Origin of the sequence: Catellatospora coxensis (assembly GCF_016862635.1) — a bacterium.
Classification (GTDB): domain Bacteria; phylum Actinomycetota; class Actinomycetes; order Mycobacteriales; family Micromonosporaceae; genus Catellatospora; species Catellatospora coxensis.
Window position 1 is genome coordinate 24,852 of sequence record NZ_BONI01000080.1, and the last position, 18,667, is coordinate 43,518.

Genomic DNA, 18,667 nt, shown 5'->3' on the forward strand with positions numbered 1-18,667 from the left:
TATGGTGGGCGGGATCGCCGCACGCCATACCGCCGGGGAGCCGTCCGATGCAGCCGACGACCGTCACCGACCTGCCCGCCCTGCTCGGCGGGGACAAGCTCGCCGGGGCCGACCGGCCGCTGCTGACCTACTGCGACGACGCCACCGGCGAGCGCGTCGAGCTGACCGCGGCCGAGCTGGGCGGCCTGGCCGCGCGGACGGCCGGGTTGCTGCGCGCGGACTGCGGGCTCGACACCGGTTCCCGGGTCGCGGTGCTGCTGCCGCCGCACTGGCAGACCGCCGCCGTGCTGCTGGGCGCGTGGTCGATCGGTGCCGCGGTCTCGTTCCGCCCCTGGGCCACCGCGGGCCTCGCCCCGGTCGGCCAGGGCGAGAACGACCCCCTCGACGCGCTGTTCGTGAGCAGTCAGCGGCTGGGCAGCTGGCTGGAGCAGGTCCCCGAGGCGCGGCACCGCTACGTGCTCGGCCTCGCGCCCGGCGGCGCACCGCTCGACGAGGCGCCGGACGGCTACCGGGACTTCGTCGCCGAGGCGTCCCGCCACCCGGCGAACCTGCCCGCGTACGGGTCGTTCGGCAGCACCGACGCGGCCAGCCCCGACGGCACCACCTACCGGCAGTGGGGCGGCCTGGCCCGGGGCGTCGCCGACCAGCTCGGTCTGCGCGCGGGCGACAAGCTGCTGGTAGACGTCGCCAAGCACGAGCAGCCCGTGATGTGGCTGCTGACCCCGCTGGCGGCGGGCGCGTCGGTGGTGCTGTGCGCGAACCTCGACCGCGGCGCCCTCGACGCCCGGATCGCCGCCGAGGGCGTCACCCGGGTCATCTGAGCGGTCAGCCGTCCTGGCGCAGGTAGGTGGCGTGGCCTTCGCGAACGAGGTCGCCGTCGAAGACGAGCACCTCGTTGACCAGCTGGCCGCGGTGGTTGCGGTAGTTGATGACGACGGAGCCGACGCCGGCGTACACGGCCTCGACGGTGAAGTGGAGGTCGGGCAGCCGCTTCAGGCCTTCGGCCCAGTACGCCCGCAGCGCCTCCTTGCCGCGCACGACCCCGCCGGTCTCCGGGAACAGCTGGGCCGCCAGCGGTGAGGAGAACACGACGTCGTCGTGGAAGTGCGCCAGCACCGCCGCCACGTCGCGCGCGTTCCACGCCGCTACCCAGCGCCGGCTGAACTCCGTCGCGTCCAGCTCGTTCGACATCGGCTTCCCCGTCCGCCGTGGACCCCGCCGACCGGGACCCGCCGCCTGAACCTAACCCGATCCGGCGGCGGGGCACGGTCGGTGTCCGCTCCGTGGAACCGGTCGGACGGCGGCCCGGTGATCCGCCGGGTCAGTTCAGCACCGCGTTGACGATCAGGGTCGCGTTGTCCTCGTGCTTGGCGTACGCGTCGGGGAACGCCGAGATCTGCACCGACTGCGCGGCGCGGGTCAGCGACATGTTCTCCCAGCCGTCGATCTGCACGAGGCGGCGGTAGAACGCGCCGGCCGCGTACGACGGCTGCATGATCTCCTTGACGGAGCCCCAGCTGCCGCTGGCGCGCTGCTGGAACAGGCCGATCGAGTCGTGGTCGGAACCGGTGCCCTGGTGCGGGTAGTTCAGCGACTCGGGCACGACATGGCTGGCCACGTTGTAGAGGCGGCTCTCCTGCATGGCGGTGGCCACGCCGACGATCATCGCCCACTTGGTCAGGCCCATGGACTGGGCCTTCTTGACGATCGCGGCGGCGTTGTCCATCTGCTGGCGGTCCATGCCGGCGACCAGCTTCACGACCCGTACCACCGGCTTGGGCTTCGGCTTGGGTTTGGGTTTCGGCTTGGGCTTCGGCTTGACCGCGGGCGTGCCGGGCTTGGCGGCCCGCAGCTGCGGTAGACGGTGCAGCAGCGCGCTGCTGGTCACGTCGCCGGCGGCGAGCATGACGGGGGAGGCCACGGCGTTGCCGGGCAGCAGCCCGGCGGCGGTCGGCGGCTCGACGACGGCCGGGCGGCCGGCGCCGGACAGGATCGCGACGGCGCCGACTCCGGCGAGCGCGGCGGTGGTGAGCAGGGGGGCGAGCAGGCGTTGCGCCCGGGACCGCTCGCGGCGGTGCCGAGCCTGCCAGCCGTCGTCACGGCGGTGCCGGCCGGAGGCGGGGGTGCCTTCGGCGGTGGCGGTGCGTCGGTCTTGCTGATCACGGGGGGTATGCGGGGGCATTGGCCGATATTAAGAAGGCATAAGCCCAGGTAAAAGGGGGTGCTATCAGATTTCTCCCAGAGTGGTGCTGATTTAGCCCGAATTGCTCGGACTTGTTCTCAAGATTGTTTCTGACCTGGGGTTTCATGAAGCCGTCTCGTAACCGCGTGGGCGGGCCTCCGCGGGGGTGCACGCGCCGGGCACTAGCATCGGCCGGGTGACACAGACCCTGCATGCCGACGCCGTACGCCTGCTGACCGGCTGGCGCCCGCCCGCCGACGCGGCGGCCGACTGGACCCAGACGATGGAGCTGCTGGAGCAGGGCCCCCGGGTGATGGGCAAGCCGCACCCCGACGGCCACGTCACCGCGAGCGCGATCATCGTCTCCCACGACCGCACCCGCATCCTGCTCTGCCTGCACGGCCGGCACGACATCTGGTGCCAGCTCGGCGGCCACCTCGAACCCGAGGACGGCGACCTCGCCGCGGCCGCTCTGCGCGAGGCCACCGAGGAGAGCGGCATCGCCGGGCTGGTCGTCGACCCGGTGCCGGTCGACGTCGACGTGCACCACGTGAACTGCGCGGGCAGCCTCAACCGGCACCACGACGTGATCTTCCTGGTGCACGCGCCCGCGGACGCGGTGGCGCAGGTCAGCGAGGAGTCGCACGAGCTCGGCTGGTTCCCCCCGGACGCGCTGCCCAGCCCGCTGGGCACCGACACCGCGCGCGTGGTGCGCAACGCCATGGCCCGGCTGGGCTGGGCCACGTGAGGGTGCCGCACGAGCCCTGGCCGGCCGACGAGGCCGAGGCGCTGCGCCAGCAGCTCGCCCTGCGCGAGCGGGTCGAGCCGGCCGGGCCGCCCCCGGTCGTGCGGACCGCGGCCGGGCTGGACGTGTCGTACGACGGGGAGACCGGGCGGGCCGTGGCCGCCGTCGTCGTGCTGGACGTGGCCACGCTGGCCGTCGTCGAGGCGGTCACCGCGGCCGGGGCGGTGAGCTTCCCGTACGTGCCGGGCCTGCTGGCGTTCCGGGAGCTGCCCACGCTGGTCGACGCGCTGGAGCGGCTCACGGTCACCCCGGACGTGCTGGTGTGCGACGGCTACGGGGTGGCGCATCCGCGCCGCTTCGGGCTGGCCTGCCACGTCGGCGTGCTCACCGGGCTGCCCGCGTTCGGGGTGGCCAAGACGCCGTTCATGGGCGCCGGTGGTGAGTCGTCTGCGTCCCGCCGTTCAGGCGGGGCGCAAGGGGTCGCCACTGGCGAAGCGCACGCCGAACCCGGGCCGGGCCGGGGCGACTGGTCGCCGCTGACCGAGGACGGCGCGGTGCTGGGGCGGGTGCTGCGTACCCAGCCGAAGGTCAAGCCGGTGTTCGTGTCCGTCGGGCACCGTATGGATCTCGACACGGCCACGGCGCTGACGCTGGCGCTGTCGCCGCGCTTCCGGCTGCCGGAGACCACCCGGCACGCCGACCAGCTCTCCCGCCGCCTGCTCGGCGGGCTGCCGGCCGGCGGCGGCCACGCCGCTCCCGCGGTGGCGTGACGCGGCTCACCGCCGTCGGGCGCGGTGAGTCCCTCGTCACCGGGGTGGCCGTCCCGGAGCACGCCGGCGCTGCCGGAACGGCCGGGTTCGGGCAGGTCGGCGTGTGACAGGCGGGCCGGTTGTGGCCGGCGGGACGTGTTCTGCGCCGCCTGGAGGCCCTCTGCCTGATCGGCGTCCGGACGGACCGGGCAGAATGGGAGCATCAAACCTAGGGGCGGAGGATGGGTCGTGGCTGAGTTGCGCTGCGTGGTCGCGGTGGACGGGCCCTCGGGCTCGGGCAAGTCGACGGTGTCGCGCCGGCTGGCGCAGCGCCTGGACGCACGCTACCTCGACACGGGCGCGATGTACCGGGCGCTGACCTGGGCCGTGCTGCAGGCGGGCGTGGACCTCACCGACCCCGACGGCATCGCCAAGGTGGCCGTCGACTGCGAGCTGATCATCACGACCGACCCCGAGCGGCCGTCGATCAGCGTGAACGGCGAGAACGTGGACGGCCCGATCCGCGGCGGCGAGGTCACCTCCGCCGTCTCCGCGGTGTCGGCGGTGCCGTTCGTCCGGCAGGTGCTCACCGCCCGCCAGCGCGCGATCATCGACGAGTCGGCGCGGATCGTGGTCGAGGGCCGGGACATCGGCACCGTGGTCGCCCCCGACGCCGACCTCAAGGTCTTCCTGACCGCCTCCTCCGCCGAGCGGGCGCGCCGGCGCAGTGCCGAGAACGCCGTCGACCACGCTGCGACCGAGGCCGACCTGGCCCGTCGTGATCACCTGGACTCCACCCGCAAGGTCAACCCGTTGCAGCAGGCCGCCGACGCGGTGGTGCTCGACTCGACCGAGCTGGGCATCGATGAGGTCGTCAGCGAGCTGCACCGGCTGCTGACGGCAAGGAAGGCAGTATGAACGAGCGCAGCGAGCGAATCATGGGCGCAGTGCTCATGGTTGCTCATGACGGTTGTGAGCGAAGCGAGGAACCGGCATGAGCAACACTGAATGGACCGAGCTGGAGGTCGTCGACCAGCCGACGCCGGAGGCAGCTCCGGTCACGCCTGTGGTCACGCCGCAGCCGGTCCTGGCGGTGGTGGGCCGCCCCAACGTGGGCAAGTCCACCCTCGTCAACCGCATCATCGGCCGCCGCCAGGCGGTGGTCGAGGACATCCCCGGCGTGACCCGCGACCGGGTGGCGTACGACGCGACGTGGTCGGGCCGCAAGTTCACCGTCGTGGACACCGGCGGCTGGGAGCCCGACGCCAAGGACCGGGCCGCGGCGATCGCCGCGCAGGCCGAGGCCGCCATCGCCGCCGCCGACGTGGTGCTGTTCGTGGTCGACTCGTCCATCGGCGCGACCGACGAGGACGCCGCCGCGGTGAAGATGCTGCGCCGCAGCTCCAAGCCGGTGCTGCTGGTGGCGAACAAGGCCGACAACCAGAACATGGAGTACGAGACGCACGCCCTGTGGTCGCTCGGGCTGGGCCAGCCGTGGCCCGTCTCGGCGCTGCACGGCCGCGGCTCGGGTGACCTGCTCGACGCGGTGCTGGACGCGTTCCCGACGCAGGCTCCGCTGGAGGACCACGTGCCCGGCCCGCGCGGCCCGCGCCGCGTGGCGCTGGTCGGCCGGCCCAACGTCGGCAAGTCCAGCCTGCTCAACCGGCTCGCCCGCGAGGAGCGCTCGGTCGTCGACTCGGTCGCCGGCACCACCGTCGACCCGGTCGACACCCTGGTCGTCATCGGCGGCCAGACCTGGCAGTTCGTCGACACCGCCGGCCTGCGCAAGCGCGTCGGCAAGGCCAGCGGCACCGAGTACTTCGCCTCCCTGCGCACCGCCGCCGCGATCGAGACCTCCGAGGTCACGGTCGTGCTGCTGGACGCGAGCGAGGTCATCAGCGAGCAGGACCAGCGCCTGCTGTCGATGGTGTCGGAGGCCGGCCGCGGCGTGGTGCTCGCCTTCAACAAGTGGGACCTGGTCGACGCCGACCGGCGGCACTACCTGGACAAGGAGATCGACCGGGAGCTCAAGCGCATCCCGTGGGCGCTGCGCGTCAACATCTCCGCGCTGACCGGCCGTGCCGTCGAGAAGCTGGCTCCGGCGCTGCGTACGGCGCTGGCGAGCTGGGAGAAGCGCATCCCGACCGGGCAGCTCAACCAGTGGCTGACCGCGCTGGTGCAGGCGACCCCGCACCCGGTGCGCGGCGGCCGGGCCCCGCGCATCCTGTTCGCCACCCAGCCCAGCGTGTCTCCGCCGAAGTTCGTGCTGTTCACGACGCAGCCGCTGGACCCGGGCTATGTCCGGTTCGTGGAGCGCAAGCTGCGTGAGGAGTTCGGCTTCGAGGGCAGCCCGATCGACATCGCGGTCAAGCCCCGCAAGGAGAAGGGCCCCGGCGGCCGCGGCAGGACCCACGGCTGACCGTCCACGAAGCTCCGCCCGCCGTCCCGGCGCGGCGGAGCTTCGCCGTATCCGGCGGGGACGGCTGATCGCGGCTGGTCCACCGGCCGCGCCCGGTCCACACCGGACGGGGGCGGCGCGGCCCACGCGGCGATCGTGGGCAGACGGACCTGCGGACGGTACTGTCAGTACATGATTCACATCGATGAGTCTTCCCCGCAGGTGGCGGCGGTGCGGCTGGCGTTCCCGGCGCACCGGTACCGCCAGGAGGAGATCGTCGCCGAGTTCACCGCGATGTGCCTGCCCGGCGAGCATCCCGGGCGGGAGGTGTTCGCCCGGTTCGGACGGACCACCGGTGTGCAGACCCGCCACCTGGCGCTGCCGCTGGACCAGTACGCCGGGCTGACCGGGTTCACCCAGGCCAACGACGCGTTCATCGAGGTGGCCCAGGAACTGGGCGAGGCCGCGCTGCGGGCGGCGCTGGACGCGGCCGGGGTGCGGCCCGACGAGGTCGATCTGGTCGCGACCACCAGCGTCACCGGGCTGGCCGTGCCGTCATTGGACGCCCGGCTGGCGGCGCGGGTCGGCCTGCGGCCGGACGTCAAGCGGCTGCCACTGTTCGGGCTGGGCTGCGTGGCCGGCGCGGCGGGGGTGGCCCGGCTGCACGACTACCTGCGCGCCTTCCCGGACCAGGTGGCGGTGCTGCTGGCGGTCGAGCTGTGCTCGCTGACCGTGCAGCAGGAGGACACCACGCCCGCGAACCTGGTCGCCTCCAGCCTGTTCGGCGACGGCGCGGCCGCGGTGGTGCTGCTCGGCGGCCGCCGAGCCGTCCCGGCGCCGGGACGGCCGCGGGTGCTGGCCACCCGCAGCCGCCTCTACCCGGACACCGAGCAGGTGATGGGCTGGCGGATCGGCTCCAGCGGCTTCCGGATCGTGCTGTCCAACGAGGTCGCCCCGATCGCCGAGCGTTTCCTCGGCGGCGACGTGCGCGGCTTCCTGACCGACCACGGCCTGGACTCCGCCGACATCGCGACGTGGATCTGCCATCCCGGCGGGCCGAAGGTCATCGACACCATCGAGAAGGTGCTCGGCCTGCCCGGCGACGCGCTCATGCCGACCCGGCGCTCGCTGGCCGGGCGGGGCAACCTGTCGTCGGTGTCGGTGCTGGACGTGCTGCACGAGGCGATGGCCGGCCCGCCAGGCGAAGACCAGCCCGGACTCATGATCGCCATGGGGCCGGGGTTCTGCTCCGAACTCGTCCTGCTGAGGTGGTGACAGCGTGCCCGCGTACACCCTGCTGATCCTGGCGGTGGCCGCCGAACGGCTGGTGGAGCTGGTGGTGTCCAAGCGTCACGCGGCCTGGGCGCTGGCCAACGGCGGCCGCGAGTACGGCCGGAGCCACTACCCGTACATGGTGGCCCTGCACACCGCGCTGCTGGCCGGGTGCCTGGCCGAGGTGTGGCTGCTGGACCGGCCGTTCCTGCCCGTGCTCGGCTGGACCATGCTGGCCCTGGTCGCGGCGAGCCAGGCGCTGCGCTGGTGGTGCGTGACGACCCTGGGCCGCCGCTGGAACACCCTGGTCATCGTGGTCCCCGGCCTGCCGCTGGTCGACCGCGGCCCCTACCGCTGGCTCAAACACCCCAACTACCTGGCCGTCGTCGTCGAAGGCTTCGCCCTGCCCCTGGTCCACACCGCCTGGCTCACCGCCCTCACCTTCACCGTGCTCAACTTCGCCATGCTGGCCGTCCGCATCCGCGTGGAGAACACCGCCCTCGCCGAAGCCACCGCGTGAGGCCGGCGGGCTTCGACGCCGATCTGCTGGTCGCCGGGGGTGGGCCGGCGGGGCTGGCCACGGCGCTGCTGGCGCGGCGGGCGGGGCTGTCGGTGGTGGTGGTCGAGCCGCGCGCCGATCCGATCGACAAGGCCTGCGGGGAGGGGCTGATGCCCGGTGGGCTGGCCCGGCTGCTGGCGCTGGGCGTCGACCCGGCGGGGGTGCCGTTCCACGGCATCGCCTACCGGGCGGGGCGGCGGTCGGCCCACGCCCGCTTCGCGGCCGGGCCGGGCCGCGGGGTCCGGCGCACCACGCTCCAGGCGGCGCTGCGCGAGCGTGCCGCGTCGGCCGGGATCGAGTGGTCGTGCGGGCGCGTCGCCGGGTTGCGGCAGGACGCCCACGGCGTCGAAGCGGCGGGAGTACGCGCGCGCTGGCTGGTCGGCGCCGACGGACTGCACTCGCGGGTACGCCGGGAGGCGGGCATCGCCTCGGCGGCGGGCACCCCGGCGCGGTTCGGGCAGCGCCGGCACTACGCCGTCGCGCCCTGGTCGGACCTGGTCGAGGTGTGGTGGTCCGCGCACGCCGAGGCGTACGTGACCCCGGTCGCGCCCGACCTGGTCGGCGTCGCGATCCTGCACCGCCGGGCCGGGCTGGGCTACGAGGCGCTGCTCGAGGGGTTCCCCGAGCTGAAGGCGCGGCTCGGCGGCGCGGGACCGGCCGGGCCGGTGCGCGGGGCGGGCCCGCTGCGCCGCACCGTGCGGGCCCGGGTCCGGGGCCGGGTGCTGCTGGTCGGCGACGCCGCCGGCTACGAGGACGCGCTGACCGGCGAAGGCGTCAGCCTGGCCCTGGACCAGGCCGAGGCGGCGGTGTCCGCGCTGGTCAGCGGCGACCTCGCCGGGTACGAGGCGCAGTGGCGACGGCGTACCCGCACCTACCGCCTGCTCACCCGGGGCCTGGTGCTGCTCACCGCCGCCCGGCCGGTGCGCGGCGCGGTCGTGCCGCTCTGCGTCGCGGTCCCGCCGCTGTTCCGCGGCGCGGTGAACGTGCTGGCGGGATAGGCGTCAGATCACGGTGTCGCGTCCGTGGCGCGGGCCGCGCCCTCGGATACGGTGTGGGACATGCTGAACGGCTTCAAGAACTTCATCATGCGCGGCAACGTCGTCGACCTGGCGGTCGGTGTGGTCATCGGTGCGGCGTTCACCGGTCTGGTCAACGCTTTCACAGCCTCGTTCCTGACCCCGGTGATCAACTTCATCGGCGCTCCGGACAAGGCCACCGGCCTGTCGGTGCCGCTGGGCAAGGGCGTGCTCGACTTCGGGGCGTTCCTGAGCGCGGTGATCACCTTCGTGATGACCGCCGCCGTGCTGTACTTCCTGGTCGTGCTGCCGATGAACAAGCTGGCCGAGCGGCGCAACAAGGGCAAGGAGCCCGAGCCCGCGCCGGTGACCGAGGACATCCGCCTGCTCACCGAGATCCGCGACGCGCTGGTCGCCGCCCGGGTGCCCGCCCAGGCCGCCCGCCAGGAGAGCGAGCACTCGGCCGACCGCTGAGCCTCGCGGCGGGCGGCGCCACGCCGCCCGCCGTCACCCGCGGCTATCGCGGCCCGGCGGTGAGCGCGATCGCGAGCACGTCGGGCACCTCGGTGTCCTGGAACGGCGGCGGCCGCAGCAGGATGAACGCGGTCGGATGCCGCACCACCAGGCCGCTGACGTTCTCCTCGCGGGCGACCGGGGGCAGGGCCTCGGACCAGGCGCTGCCGCCGGTATCCGGATCGATCGCGGCGAAGCTCTGCTGGGCGACGGCGTAGCAGTACCTGCCGTCCGGCGACGCGGCCAGGCGGGCCCCGCGCGCGGGGACCTTCCACTTCTCCACGCCGGTGTCGGTGCGGAACCCGTAGATGCCGTCGGCGGCCATCACCACGGTGTCGCCGATCATCTCGATGGCGGCGACCGGCTTCTGCCAGGGCTTGTTCCATCGCGTACGCCCGTCCGACAGCCGGAGCACGCGCAGCTCGCCACCCTCGCGCAGCAGCAGGTGATCGGCGTTCAGCCGGGCCTCGACGGCCTCCCAGGCGTCGTCGGGCGGGCCGCCACCCGGGCCGCCGGGTCCGCCGGGGCCGCCTCCGGGAGGTCCGCCGCGGCCCTGGTCGGCGGGTGGCGGGGCGAGCTGGTACGAGACCTGCCACCGCTGGACGCCGGTGGCCGCCTCGCGCAGCGTGATCCGCACCGTGCCGTTGCGCTCCTGCCTGGTGACCAGCCAGGTCATGTCGGCGATCAGCGGAGACTCGAGCACGTCCTGCCGCCACACCGGCGCGCCCACCCGGTTGAACGCGCGCACCGAGGAAGGCAGCCCCACGAACGCCCGGTCGGCGGCCAGCGCGACGTCGCCGACCGTGCCGCCGGCGTCGATGCCCTCGAAGCCCACCCGGCTGGTCGCGTTCTCCACCCGCCACAGCCGGCTGTCCGCGGTGACCAGCACGGCCGGTCCCCAGTCGCGCACGGTGAGCGGCTCGGCGTCGATGCGTACGCTCCAGGCCTGGTTCTGGCCCGGGCCGGACGGATCGGTGGCGAACACGCGCCGCCCGTCCGTGCCGATCAGCCGCCCGCTGTCGGCCACCACGAGGTGCAGCGGTCCGGGGAGGGTCTGCGAGTTGACCTGCCAGCGCACCGAGCCCGGCTGGAGCGGGCCGGTCGGGCTCGGCGAGGCGGCCGGACCTTCGGTGGCCGGGCCCGGCCCGCCGGGCGGGGCGGTGTTGCCGCCGCGGGTCGCCGCCCACACGCCGCCCGCCGCGAGCCCGAGCGCGCCCAGCACGGCGCCGGCCAGGACCGGCCGCCGCTGCCACGGCTTCGGGGTGCCCCAGGTCGGCGCGGGGGGCTCGATCGGCTGCGGCTCGCCGCTCGGCAGCGCGATCAGCGGCTGGAACCAGCCCGGCGTCGGGGTCGACACGCCGGTGCCGATGAGGATGCGGGACAGCTCCTTGGCGGTGGGCCGGTCCTGCGGGCGCAGGCTGATGCACCGCACCACGAACGGGCGCAGCTGGATCGGCAGGACGCTCAGGTCGAACCGGCCCTGGGTCACCTGGTTGATCTGCTCGAACATGCTGCCGCCGCTGATCAGCGTGCGGCCGGTCGCGGCGAAGTACAGGGTGGCGCCGAGGGCGAAGATGTCGCCCGGCGCTCCGGCGTCCTCGCCCTGGATGCGCTCGGGGGCCATGTACGACGGGGTGCCGACGTTGACGCCGGTGGTCATGCGCTCGGCGTCGGTGGCCAGCGCGATGCCGAAGTCGATGATGTGCGGGCCGGTGTCGTCGAGCAGGATGTTGGCCGGTTTCAGGTCGCGGTGCACCAGCCCGGCCCGGTGGATCGAGGCCAGCGCCTCGGCCAGGCCGGTGGCCAGGGTCAGCGCGGCGGTCACCGACAGCGGGCCGCTGGAGCGCACCCGCTGCTCGACACTCGGCCCCTCGATGTAGGTGGTGGCCAGCCACGGCGACTCGGTCTCGGTGTCGGCGTCGACGACCGCCGCGGTGAACAGCGGGTTCACCAGGCGCGCTGCGGCGACCTCACGGGTGAACCGGCGGCGGAACATCGGGTCGGCGGCCAGCTCCGGGCGGATCACCTTGATCGCGACGTAGCGCCCGCTCGGTGACTGTCCGAGGTAGACCCGTCCCATGCCGCCGCCGCCGAGCACGCCGACCAGCCGGTACGTAGCAACGGAGTGCGGGTCGGTGGTTCCCAGCGGCCTCATACGACACCCTCAGTCGGCTCCCAGTTGCGCTCCCGCGCGGCATACTATCCCCGTCTATCCGCGACGGGCGGTTCGACACCACATACAACAGTCGTGATTGGATATGCCGTCTGGGAGCGCTTCGGCAGTCATCATGCCCTGCCGTCCGGTTGGCCGCCCAGCCAGGGTAGTGAGTCCCATGGATTGGTACCCCTGTTCGAACAGGGTATAGAATCCCTGCTCATGGCGCATGCACACCAACCATCGATGTTCGATCTTGATGAGCGGGCGACCCTGGGCCCGCTGGCCGGGGCGGTGACCCGGCACCCGCTCACCCGCGGCGCCTGGGTCGACCACCTGCCGGGCTGGGTGCACGGCTCCGAGCAGATCCTCGACGTGCTGCTGGAACGGGTCGACTGGCGCGCCGAACGCCGCGAGATGTACGAGCGCGAGGTCGACGTGCCCCGCCTGCTGCGCTGGTACGGCCCCGACGAGACGCTGCCGCACCCGGTGCTCGACCAGGCCCGCACCGCACTGTCGGATTTCTACGCAGAGGAGCTGGGCGAGCCGTTCGTGTCGGCGGGCATGTGCCTCTACCGCGACGGCCGCGACAGCGTGGCCTGGCACGGCGACACCATCGGCCGGGGCAGGCACACCGACACCATGGTCGCGATCGTGTCGTTCGGCGAGCCCCGGCCGCTGCTGCTGCGCCCGCGCGGCGGCGGCGAGCCGAGCATCCGGTTCCCGCTCGGCCACGGCGACCTGGTCGTCATGGGCGGCTCCTGCCAGCGCACCTGGGAGCACGCCATCCCGAAGACGGCCCGCCACGTCGGCCCGCGCGTGAGCGTGCAGTTCCGCCCGGTCAACGTGGCCTGAGCGCCTGCGGCCGACCTGCCCGGTCAGCCCTCCGCGCCCAGGCCGAGGCGTTCGCGGAGCTTGCCGCGCCGGTCCTCCAGCACGGCGACCAGTGCCTCCTGCTCCTCCGCACTGCTGATCAGCAGGGTGGTGTCGCCGGGGTCGCCAGGGCCGTCCTCGCGGTTGCCGACCTCCTGCCGGATCTGGTTCGCCTGGCTGCGCAACTCGGCGATCATCGCATCGACCTGCTCCAGCTCACGCTGCATCGCATGCTCGTCCGTCATGGGTACATTGTCGGCGTCGTCGCGCCCGGCTCGTCCGAGTTCCGCCCAACGGGCGACGTAGCGCGTGGGGTCCGCGCCGCCTCGGCAAGGGATAGGACCGAGCGGGTATACATCTTTTTTGATGTGGCCACATCAAAAAAGATGTAAACCGGCAGAGACAGCTATGCCGCCGAGCGGCCCGCCGCCGAAGAACTCCGCGGCCTGCGCCCCGTCCCACGGTCCGCAACGGGCCTTCTCCCGCGCGCCGCGGTGATCCATACTGCCGCAGTGACCATGCCGCCCGACAATCTGCTCGAGTTCCTCCGCAAGTGCGGGGTCGCCCTGTGCCTGGCCGGGGAGACCGCCAACCGCATCCCGGACGAGCTGGTCGCCATCGCCGACGCGTACGGCGTGGGCGATGTGGAGTTCCTGGTCGTGCCGACCGGAGTGTTCGTGCGGGCCGGGGCGGAGGGCGGCGTCACCGTCGACTTCGCCAACGCCGACGGGCCGCCGCTGCGCCTGGACCAGGTCGACCGGCTGTACAAGCTGTTCGAGCAGGTCAAAGCGAACCCGATCCCGCCGGCCGAGGGCATCGAGCGGGTGCAGGACATCCTCGACGCGCCGCCGCGGTTCGGCGCGGTGGTCACCGTGCTCGGCCACGGGGTGCTCACCGTCGGCATCGGGCTGCTGTTCGTCCGCGAGGGCCGGGCACTGGTCAGCCTGGCCCTGCTCGGCCTGCTCGTCGGGGTGCTGCGGCTGCTGGCCGAGCGGGTGCAGGTGCTGTCGCTGGCGCTGCCGGTGGCGGCGGCGATGCTGGTCACCGTGCTGGCCTACCGGTACAGCCCGGAACTGGGCGCGGACCCGGCCAGCCTGCTGATCCCGCCGCTGGCCACGTTCCTGCCCGGGGCGGCGCTGACACTGGGCGCGCAGGAGATGGTCACCCGGTCCATCATCAGCGGCGCGAGCCGGCTGGTCTCCAGCGTGTACGTGCTTCTCCTGCTCACCTTCGGCATCTACGCCGGCATGCAGATCGCCGGGCCCGCGCAGGCGGTCGCGCCGAGCGAGCCGCTGGGCGTGTGGGCGCCGTGGGTCGGGGTGCTGGTGTTCGGCTTCGGCATCTACCTCAACAGCTCCGCGCCGTCGCGCTCGCTGCCGTGGCTGCTGGTCACGCTCCTGCTGGCGTACGCGGGCCAGTACCTGGCCGGGCAGGTCGGCGGCGGGGTCTTCGCGGCGTTCGTCGGCGGGCTGCTGATCGTGCCGCTGGCCAACGCGGTGCAGCGGCTGCACGGCCCGCCCGCGCAGGTCGTCTTCCTGCCGTCGTTCTGGCTGCTGGTGCCGGGCGCGCTCAGCCTGGTCGGGGTGACCGGCCTGACCGGCCTGGTGGAGCTGTCCGGCACGGGCCGGTCCAATCTGGTAACCGCGTTCCTGACCGTGGTCGCGGTGTCCCTGGGCGTGCTGGTCGGCTCCAGCCTGCTGTCCAACGTCACTGCGAGCTCGCGCCTGCTGACCTCCCGCTCCGCCTGAACCCGGGCCGGGCCGCGGTTAGGATGCGGCGGTGAACGTGCGGCGGGTGATTCTCAGCGGGTCGACCTTCGAGGAGCAGATCGGGTACGCCCGGGCGGTGGTCGACGGCGACCGGGTGTACGTGTCCGGGACCACCGGATTCGACTACGCCACGATGACGATCTCCGACGACGTGGTGGCGCAGGCCGAGCAGTGCCTGCGCAACATCGAGGCGGCGCTGGCCGAGGCCGGGTGCGGCTTCGCCGACGTGGTGCGGGTGCGCTACCTGCTGCCCGACCGGGCCGACTTCGAACCGTGCTGGCCGGTGCTGCGCCGAGCCTTCGGCGACGTGCGCCCCGCCGCGACGATGCTCGTCTGCGGCCTCGCCGACCCCCGCATGAGGATCGAGATCGAGGTCGACGCCCACCTACCCCGCCGTAACTCTTGAAGAGTCGCGGCCTCGGCGGATGCCGGTGGCCGCGACTCTTCAAGAATTGCGCGAGGGGAGGGGGTCAGGCGCCGAGTTGGCCGACGTCGGTGATGGTGATGACCGCCTGGCCGTGTTCGTCGGAGGCGGCGAGGTCGACCTCGGCGGTGATGCCCCAGTCGTGGTGGCCGTCGGGGTCGTCGAGGATCTGGCGCACCTTCCAGACGTCCTTGCCCTGCTCGATGATGATCCGGGCCGGGCCGCGGGCGTCGGGTCCGATGCCGATCTCGTCGTACAGCTCGAAGTACGGCTCCAGCGCCTCGCGCCAGGCCTCGCTGTCCCAGCCGTCGGCGGCGTCCAGCTCGCCGAGCGCCTCCCAGCGCCGGCGGGCGGCCAGCTCCACCCGGCGGAACAGGGCGTTGCGGACCTGCACCCGGAACGCGCGCACGTTGCGGGTGACCGCGGGCGGGGCGGCCTCGACCGGGGCGTCACCGGGGTTGCTGAGCTGCTCCCACTCGTCGAGCAGGCTGGAGTCGACCTGGCGGACCAGCTCGCCGAGCCACTCGATGACGTCGTGCAGCTCCTCGGTCTTGCTGTCCTCGGGCACCGTCTGGCGCAGCGTGCGGTACGCGTCGGCGAGGTAGCGCAGCACCAGCCCCTCGGAGCGGGTGAGGCCGTAGAAGCTGATGTACTCGGTGAAGGTCATGCCCTGCTCGAACATGTCCCGGACCACGGACTTCGGGGACAGCCGCTGGTCGTCGACCCACGGGTGGCCCTTGCGGTAGGACTCGAACGCGACCTCGAGCAGCTCCTCCAGCGGCTTGGGCCAGGTGACGCCTTCGAGCAGCGCCATGCGCTCCTCGTACTCGATGCCGTCGGCCTTCATCTGCGCGACGGCCTCGCCCTTGGCCCGGTCCTGCTGGGCGTAGAGGATCTGCCGCGGGTCCTCCAGCACCGCCTCGATGATCGACACCACGTCCAGGGCGTACCCGGGCGACTGCGCGTCGAGCAGCTCGATGGCGGCGACGGCGAACGGCGACAGCGGCTGGTTGAGCGCGAAGCCGAGCTGCAGCTCGTCGGTGACCCGGACGCGGCCGTCGTCGGCCTGCTCGACGATGCCCGCGGTCCGCAGCGCCCGGTAGATCATGATCGCCCGGCGGATGTGCTTGCGCCGCGCGGCCGGGGTCTCGTGGTTGTCGGTGAGCAGGTGGCGCATGTTGGCGAAGGCGTTGCCGCCGCGCTCGATGACGTTGAGCACCATGGCGTGGCTGACGTTGAAGCTGGAGGTCAGCGGCTCGGGCTCGGCGGACACCAGGCGCTCGAAGGTGGGCTGCGCCCAGCCGACGAAACCCTCCGGCGGCTTCTTGCGCACCAGCTTCTTCAGCTTCTTCGGGTCGCCGGCGGCCTTCGCGACGGCCTTCTCGTTCTCGACCACGTGCTCGGGGGCCTGCACGATGACCGTGCCGAGGGTGTCGTACCCCGCCCGGCCCGCGCGCCCCGCGATCTGGTGGAACTCGCGCGCCTTGAGCAGCCGCATGCGCTGCCCGTCGAACTTGTTCAGGCCGGTGAACAGCACCGTGCGGATCGGCAGGTTGATGCCGACGCCCAGGGTGTCGGTGCCGCAGATGACCTTCAGCAGGCCGGCCTGGGCGAGCTGCTCGACCAGCCGGCGGTACTTGGGCAGCATGCCCGCGTGGTGCACGCCGATGCCGTGGCGGACCAGCCGGGACAGCGTCTTGCCGAAGCCCGCCGTGAACCGGAACGTGCCGATCAGCTCGGCGATGGCGTCCTTCTCCGCGCGCGTGCACATGTTGATGCTCATCAGCGCGCTGGCCTGCTCCAGGGCCGCGGCCTGGGTGAAGTGCACGATGTAGATCGGGGCCTGCTTGGTGGACAGCAGCTCCTCGATGGTCTCGTGCAGCGGCGTGGTGACGTAGGAGTGGATCAGCGGGACGGGCCGCTCGCCGGAGCTGACCACGGCGGTGGCCCGGCCGGTGCGCCGGGTGAGGTCGTCGACGAACCGGGTGACGTCGCCCAGGGTGGCCGACATGAGCACGAACTGCGCGTCGGGCAGCTCGATGATCGGCACCTGCCAGGCCCAGCCCCGGTCGGGCTCGCTGTAGAAGTGGAACTCGTCCATGACGACCTGGCCGACGTCGGCGTCCGCACCGTCGCGCAGGGCCAGGTTGGCCAGGATCTCCGCGGTGCAGCAGATGATCGGCGCGTCCGGGTTGACCGCCGCGTCGCCGGTCATCATGCCGACGTTGTCCGGCCCGAACGCCGCGCACAGGGCGAAGAACTTCTCCGAGACCAGCGCCTTGATCGGCGCGGTGTAGAAGGTGCGCCGGTTCTCGGCCATCGCGGCGAAGTGCGCGCCGAGCGCGACCATGCTCTTGCCGGAGCCGGTCGGGGTGCTCAGGATCAGGTTCGCCCCGGAGACGATCTCGATGAGCGCTTCCTGCTGCGCCGGATACAGCGAGATGCCCTGCTCGGTGACCCAGCCGGAGAAGGCGTCGAAGAGGGAGTCGGGATCGGTGTCGCGGGGGAGGTGATCAGTGAGCGTCATGGTGGATAAATGGTCTCACGTCGCCAGCTCGGCCAGCGCCTCGCGTAGCCACGCCTGCTCGGCGCGGCTGGTGGCGCGGGCCACGGTGAGCATGCCCCGGCGGAACAGATCGGCCTGCTCGGCGGCGCGCTGGGGCCGGTCGCCGGCGTAGAAGAAACTCGCCGGGGTCGTCAGGAAGTCCAGCCGCCGCCGCAGCACGCGGCACTGCGCGGCGGGGTCGCCGAGCCGGCCGAGGAACGCCAGCAGCACGTTGAACCGGGTGCTGTCGGTGATGTCCAGCTCGGCGGGTTCGGCCAGGCGGCGCAGCAGTTCCGCGCGCCCGGCGGCGGTGAGGTCGAGGGTGTGCCGCTGGGCCGCGGCCGAGCCGGCTTCGAGGCGGCGGACCAGCAGCCCGGCCTTCTCCAGCCGGGTGATCGCGGGGTAGAGGCTGCCGTCGCTGATCGGCCGGGCGTGCCCGGCGAGCTGGGCGATCCGGGTGCGCAGCTGGTAGCCGTGCAGCGGCTGCTCGGCGAGGAAACCAAGGATGGCGAGTTCGATCACACGGCTCATTCTGCCTTGCCTCGATTCGAGGTACCCGCTACCTTGATGCCTCGAACCGAGGTATGCCAAGGAGGGTGTCATGGAGATCGAGGGCGCATACGGGACGCGGCTGCGCGTGACCGAGTTCGGCGGGACCGGGCCGGGCATCCTGCTGCTGCACGGCCTGACCGACCACGCCGCCACCTGGGCGTCCACCGCGTCGTGGCTGACCGCGTACGGCCGTGTCGTCGGCTACGACGCCCGCGGGCACGGCCGCAGCGAGCACCCCGACGGGCCGTACACCCGCGACGCCTACGTCGGTGACGCCGCCGCGGTGATCGAGCGCCTGGGCCTGGGGCCCGCCCTGGTGATAGGCCACTCCATGGGCGGGCTGACCGCGTGGCAGCTCGCCGGGCGGCGGCCCGAACTGGTGCGCGCGATCGTCATCGGCGACATGAGCCCGGTCACCCCCGCCGACGCGGTGAGCAGCTGGCGGGACTGGCTGGCGAGCTGGCCGGTGCCGTTCGCCTCGCCGGACGCGGTGCGGGCCCACTTCGGGGCCGAGCGGCCGGCGCTGGGGGAGGCGTTCGCCGAGGTGATGTGGCAGGCCCCGGACGGCTGGCGACCGCGTACGCGGACCGCACACCTGCTCGCCACGGTCGAGCACTGGGCGGCCCGCGACCATCGCCTGGAGCTGGCAATGGTCACGTGCCCGGCGCTGGTCGTCGCGGGCGGCCGCAGCGACAACCCGGCCGAGGGCCAGCGTGAGGGCGCGGAACTGCTGCCCGACGGCGAGTTCGTGCTGCTGCCCGAGTCCGGGCACGTGCTGCACCGCGAGGACCCGGCGGGCTGGCGCGCGGCCGTGCAGCCGTTCACGGCCCGGGTGCTGGCCTGACCCCCGCGCCGGGCGACGGCCCAGCCGGCACGGTCCGGGCACGCCGGTGGCGGGCCGCGACACGGTCGCGG

The 18,667-nt window shown here is 73.1% G+C and carries 19 protein-coding genes; 13 read left to right on the forward strand and 6 right to left on the reverse strand.

Going from position 1 to position 18,667, the window contains the following annotated elements:
- Positions 1-47: 47 nt before the first annotated feature.
- A complete protein-coding gene (locus Cco03nite_RS33965; RefSeq protein ID WP_203697909.1) occupies positions 48-821 on the forward strand; it encodes a TIGR03089 family protein in 774 nt (257 codons plus the stop codon).
- A gap of 4 nt (positions 822-825) precedes the next feature.
- On the opposite strand, the gene Cco03nite_RS33970 is transcribed toward Cco03nite_RS33965, so the two are convergent.
- Both Cco03nite_RS33970 and Cco03nite_RS33975 read right to left on the reverse strand, forming a co-directional pair.
- Positions 826-1,191: a nuclear transport factor 2 family protein gene (locus Cco03nite_RS33970; RefSeq protein ID WP_203697911.1), complete on the reverse strand. Its 366-nt coding sequence runs from the start codon at positions 1,189-1,191 to the stop codon at positions 826-828.
- A gap of 130 nt (positions 1,192-1,321) precedes the next feature.
- Positions 1,322-2,182 (reverse strand): hypothetical protein, encoded by an 861-nt coding sequence (locus Cco03nite_RS33975; RefSeq protein ID WP_203697912.1) that lies wholly within the window; start codon positions 2,180-2,182, stop codon positions 1,322-1,324.
- A 196-nt stretch (positions 2,183-2,378) separates the two neighbouring features.
- Here Cco03nite_RS33975 and Cco03nite_RS33980 point away from each other — a divergent pair, with 196 nt between their 5' ends.
- The 8 genes from Cco03nite_RS33980 (at position 2,379) to mscL (ending at position 9,395) form a co-directional block, all read left to right on the forward strand.
- Positions 2,379-2,930, forward strand: a complete 552-nt coding sequence (locus Cco03nite_RS33980; protein ID WP_239167886.1) for an NUDIX hydrolase — start codon at positions 2,379-2,381, stop codon at positions 2,928-2,930.
- Entirely contained in the window at positions 2,927-3,697 is a 771-nt protein-coding gene (locus Cco03nite_RS33985) for an endonuclease V (RefSeq protein WP_239167887.1), read from the forward strand. The genes Cco03nite_RS33980 and Cco03nite_RS33985 overlap by 4 nt, the downstream gene beginning before the upstream one ends.
- A 228-nt stretch (positions 3,698-3,925) precedes the next feature.
- On the forward strand, positions 3,926-4,594 hold the full coding sequence (gene cmk / locus Cco03nite_RS33990; protein ID WP_239167888.1) for a (d)CMP kinase: 669 nt from the start codon (positions 3,926-3,928) through the stop codon (positions 4,592-4,594).
- A 76-nt stretch (positions 4,595-4,670) separates the two neighbouring features.
- On the forward strand, positions 4,671-6,095 hold the full coding sequence (gene der, locus Cco03nite_RS33995; protein ID WP_203697914.1) for a ribosome biogenesis GTPase Der: 1,425 nt from the start codon (positions 4,671-4,673) through the stop codon (positions 6,093-6,095).
- 171 nt (positions 6,096-6,266) lie between these two features.
- Positions 6,267-7,349, forward strand: coding sequence for a type III polyketide synthase (locus Cco03nite_RS34000; RefSeq protein ID WP_203697915.1), 1,083 nt, complete (start codon positions 6,267-6,269; stop codon positions 7,347-7,349).
- Positions 7,350-7,353: 4 nt separating this feature from the next.
- Positions 7,354-7,866 carry an isoprenylcysteine carboxyl methyltransferase family protein gene (locus Cco03nite_RS34005; protein WP_203697916.1) on the forward strand — a complete coding sequence of 171 codons (513 nt, stop codon included), beginning with the start codon at positions 7,354-7,356 and terminating at the stop codon, positions 7,864-7,866.
- Entirely contained in the window at positions 7,863-8,903 is a 1,041-nt protein-coding gene (locus Cco03nite_RS34010; RefSeq protein ID WP_203697917.1) for an NAD(P)/FAD-dependent oxidoreductase, read from the forward strand. Before Cco03nite_RS34005 ends, Cco03nite_RS34010 begins: the two co-directional genes overlap by 4 nt.
- Positions 8,904-8,963: 60 nt before the next feature.
- Positions 8,964-9,395: a large conductance mechanosensitive channel protein MscL gene (gene mscL, locus Cco03nite_RS34015; RefSeq protein ID WP_203697918.1), complete on the forward strand. Its 432-nt coding sequence runs from the start codon at positions 8,964-8,966 to the stop codon at positions 9,393-9,395.
- A 43-nt stretch (positions 9,396-9,438) separates the two neighbouring features.
- Here mscL and Cco03nite_RS34020 read toward each other — a convergent pair whose 3' ends face one another.
- The gene (locus tag Cco03nite_RS34020; RefSeq protein WP_203697923.1) at positions 9,439-11,589 is read right to left on the reverse strand and encodes a serine/threonine-protein kinase; all 2,151 of its coding nucleotides are present in this window, start codon (positions 11,587-11,589) and stop codon (positions 9,439-9,441) included.
- Between the two features lie 222 nt (positions 11,590-11,811).
- Here Cco03nite_RS34020 and Cco03nite_RS34025 point away from each other — a divergent pair, with 222 nt between their 5' ends.
- On the forward strand, positions 11,812-12,444 hold the full coding sequence (locus Cco03nite_RS34025) for an alpha-ketoglutarate-dependent dioxygenase AlkB (RefSeq protein WP_203697924.1): 633 nt from the start codon (positions 11,812-11,814) through the stop codon (positions 12,442-12,444).
- 23 nt (positions 12,445-12,467) lie between these two features.
- On the opposite strand, the gene Cco03nite_RS34030 is transcribed toward Cco03nite_RS34025, so the two are convergent.
- Positions 12,468-12,707 carry a hypothetical protein gene (locus Cco03nite_RS34030; RefSeq protein WP_203697925.1) on the reverse strand — a complete coding sequence of 80 codons (240 nt, stop codon included), beginning with the start codon at positions 12,705-12,707 and terminating at the stop codon, positions 12,468-12,470.
- A 273-nt stretch (positions 12,708-12,980) separates the two neighbouring features.
- On the opposite strand from Cco03nite_RS34030, the gene Cco03nite_RS34035 reads away from it, so the two are divergent.
- On the forward strand, positions 12,981-14,210 hold the full coding sequence (locus Cco03nite_RS34035) for a threonine/serine exporter family protein (protein WP_239167891.1): 1,230 nt from the start codon (positions 12,981-12,983) through the stop codon (positions 14,208-14,210).
- Between the two features lie 31 nt (positions 14,211-14,241).
- Positions 14,242-14,637, forward strand: coding sequence for a RidA family protein (locus Cco03nite_RS34040; RefSeq protein ID WP_203697927.1), 396 nt, complete (start codon positions 14,242-14,244; stop codon positions 14,635-14,637).
- A 64-nt stretch (positions 14,638-14,701) separates the two neighbouring features.
- Here Cco03nite_RS34040 and Cco03nite_RS34045 read toward each other — a convergent pair whose 3' ends face one another.
- Both Cco03nite_RS34045 and Cco03nite_RS34050 read right to left on the reverse strand, forming a co-directional pair.
- Positions 14,702-17,182 carry a DEAD/DEAH box helicase gene (locus Cco03nite_RS34045; RefSeq protein ID WP_203697928.1) on the reverse strand — a complete coding sequence of 827 codons (2,481 nt, stop codon included), beginning with the start codon at positions 17,180-17,182 and terminating at the stop codon, positions 14,702-14,704.
- Between the two features lie 15 nt (positions 17,183-17,197).
- Positions 17,198-17,722, reverse strand: a complete 525-nt coding sequence (locus tag Cco03nite_RS34050; protein WP_203697930.1) for a PadR family transcriptional regulator — start codon at positions 17,720-17,722, stop codon at positions 17,198-17,200.
- Positions 17,723-17,801: 79 nt separating this feature from the next.
- Here Cco03nite_RS34050 and Cco03nite_RS34055 point away from each other — a divergent pair, with 79 nt between their 5' ends.
- Positions 17,802-18,596 carry an alpha/beta fold hydrolase gene (locus tag Cco03nite_RS34055; RefSeq protein ID WP_203697931.1) on the forward strand — a complete coding sequence of 265 codons (795 nt, stop codon included), beginning with the start codon at positions 17,802-17,804 and terminating at the stop codon, positions 18,594-18,596.
- The last annotated feature ends 71 nt before the right edge of the window (positions 18,597-18,667 follow it).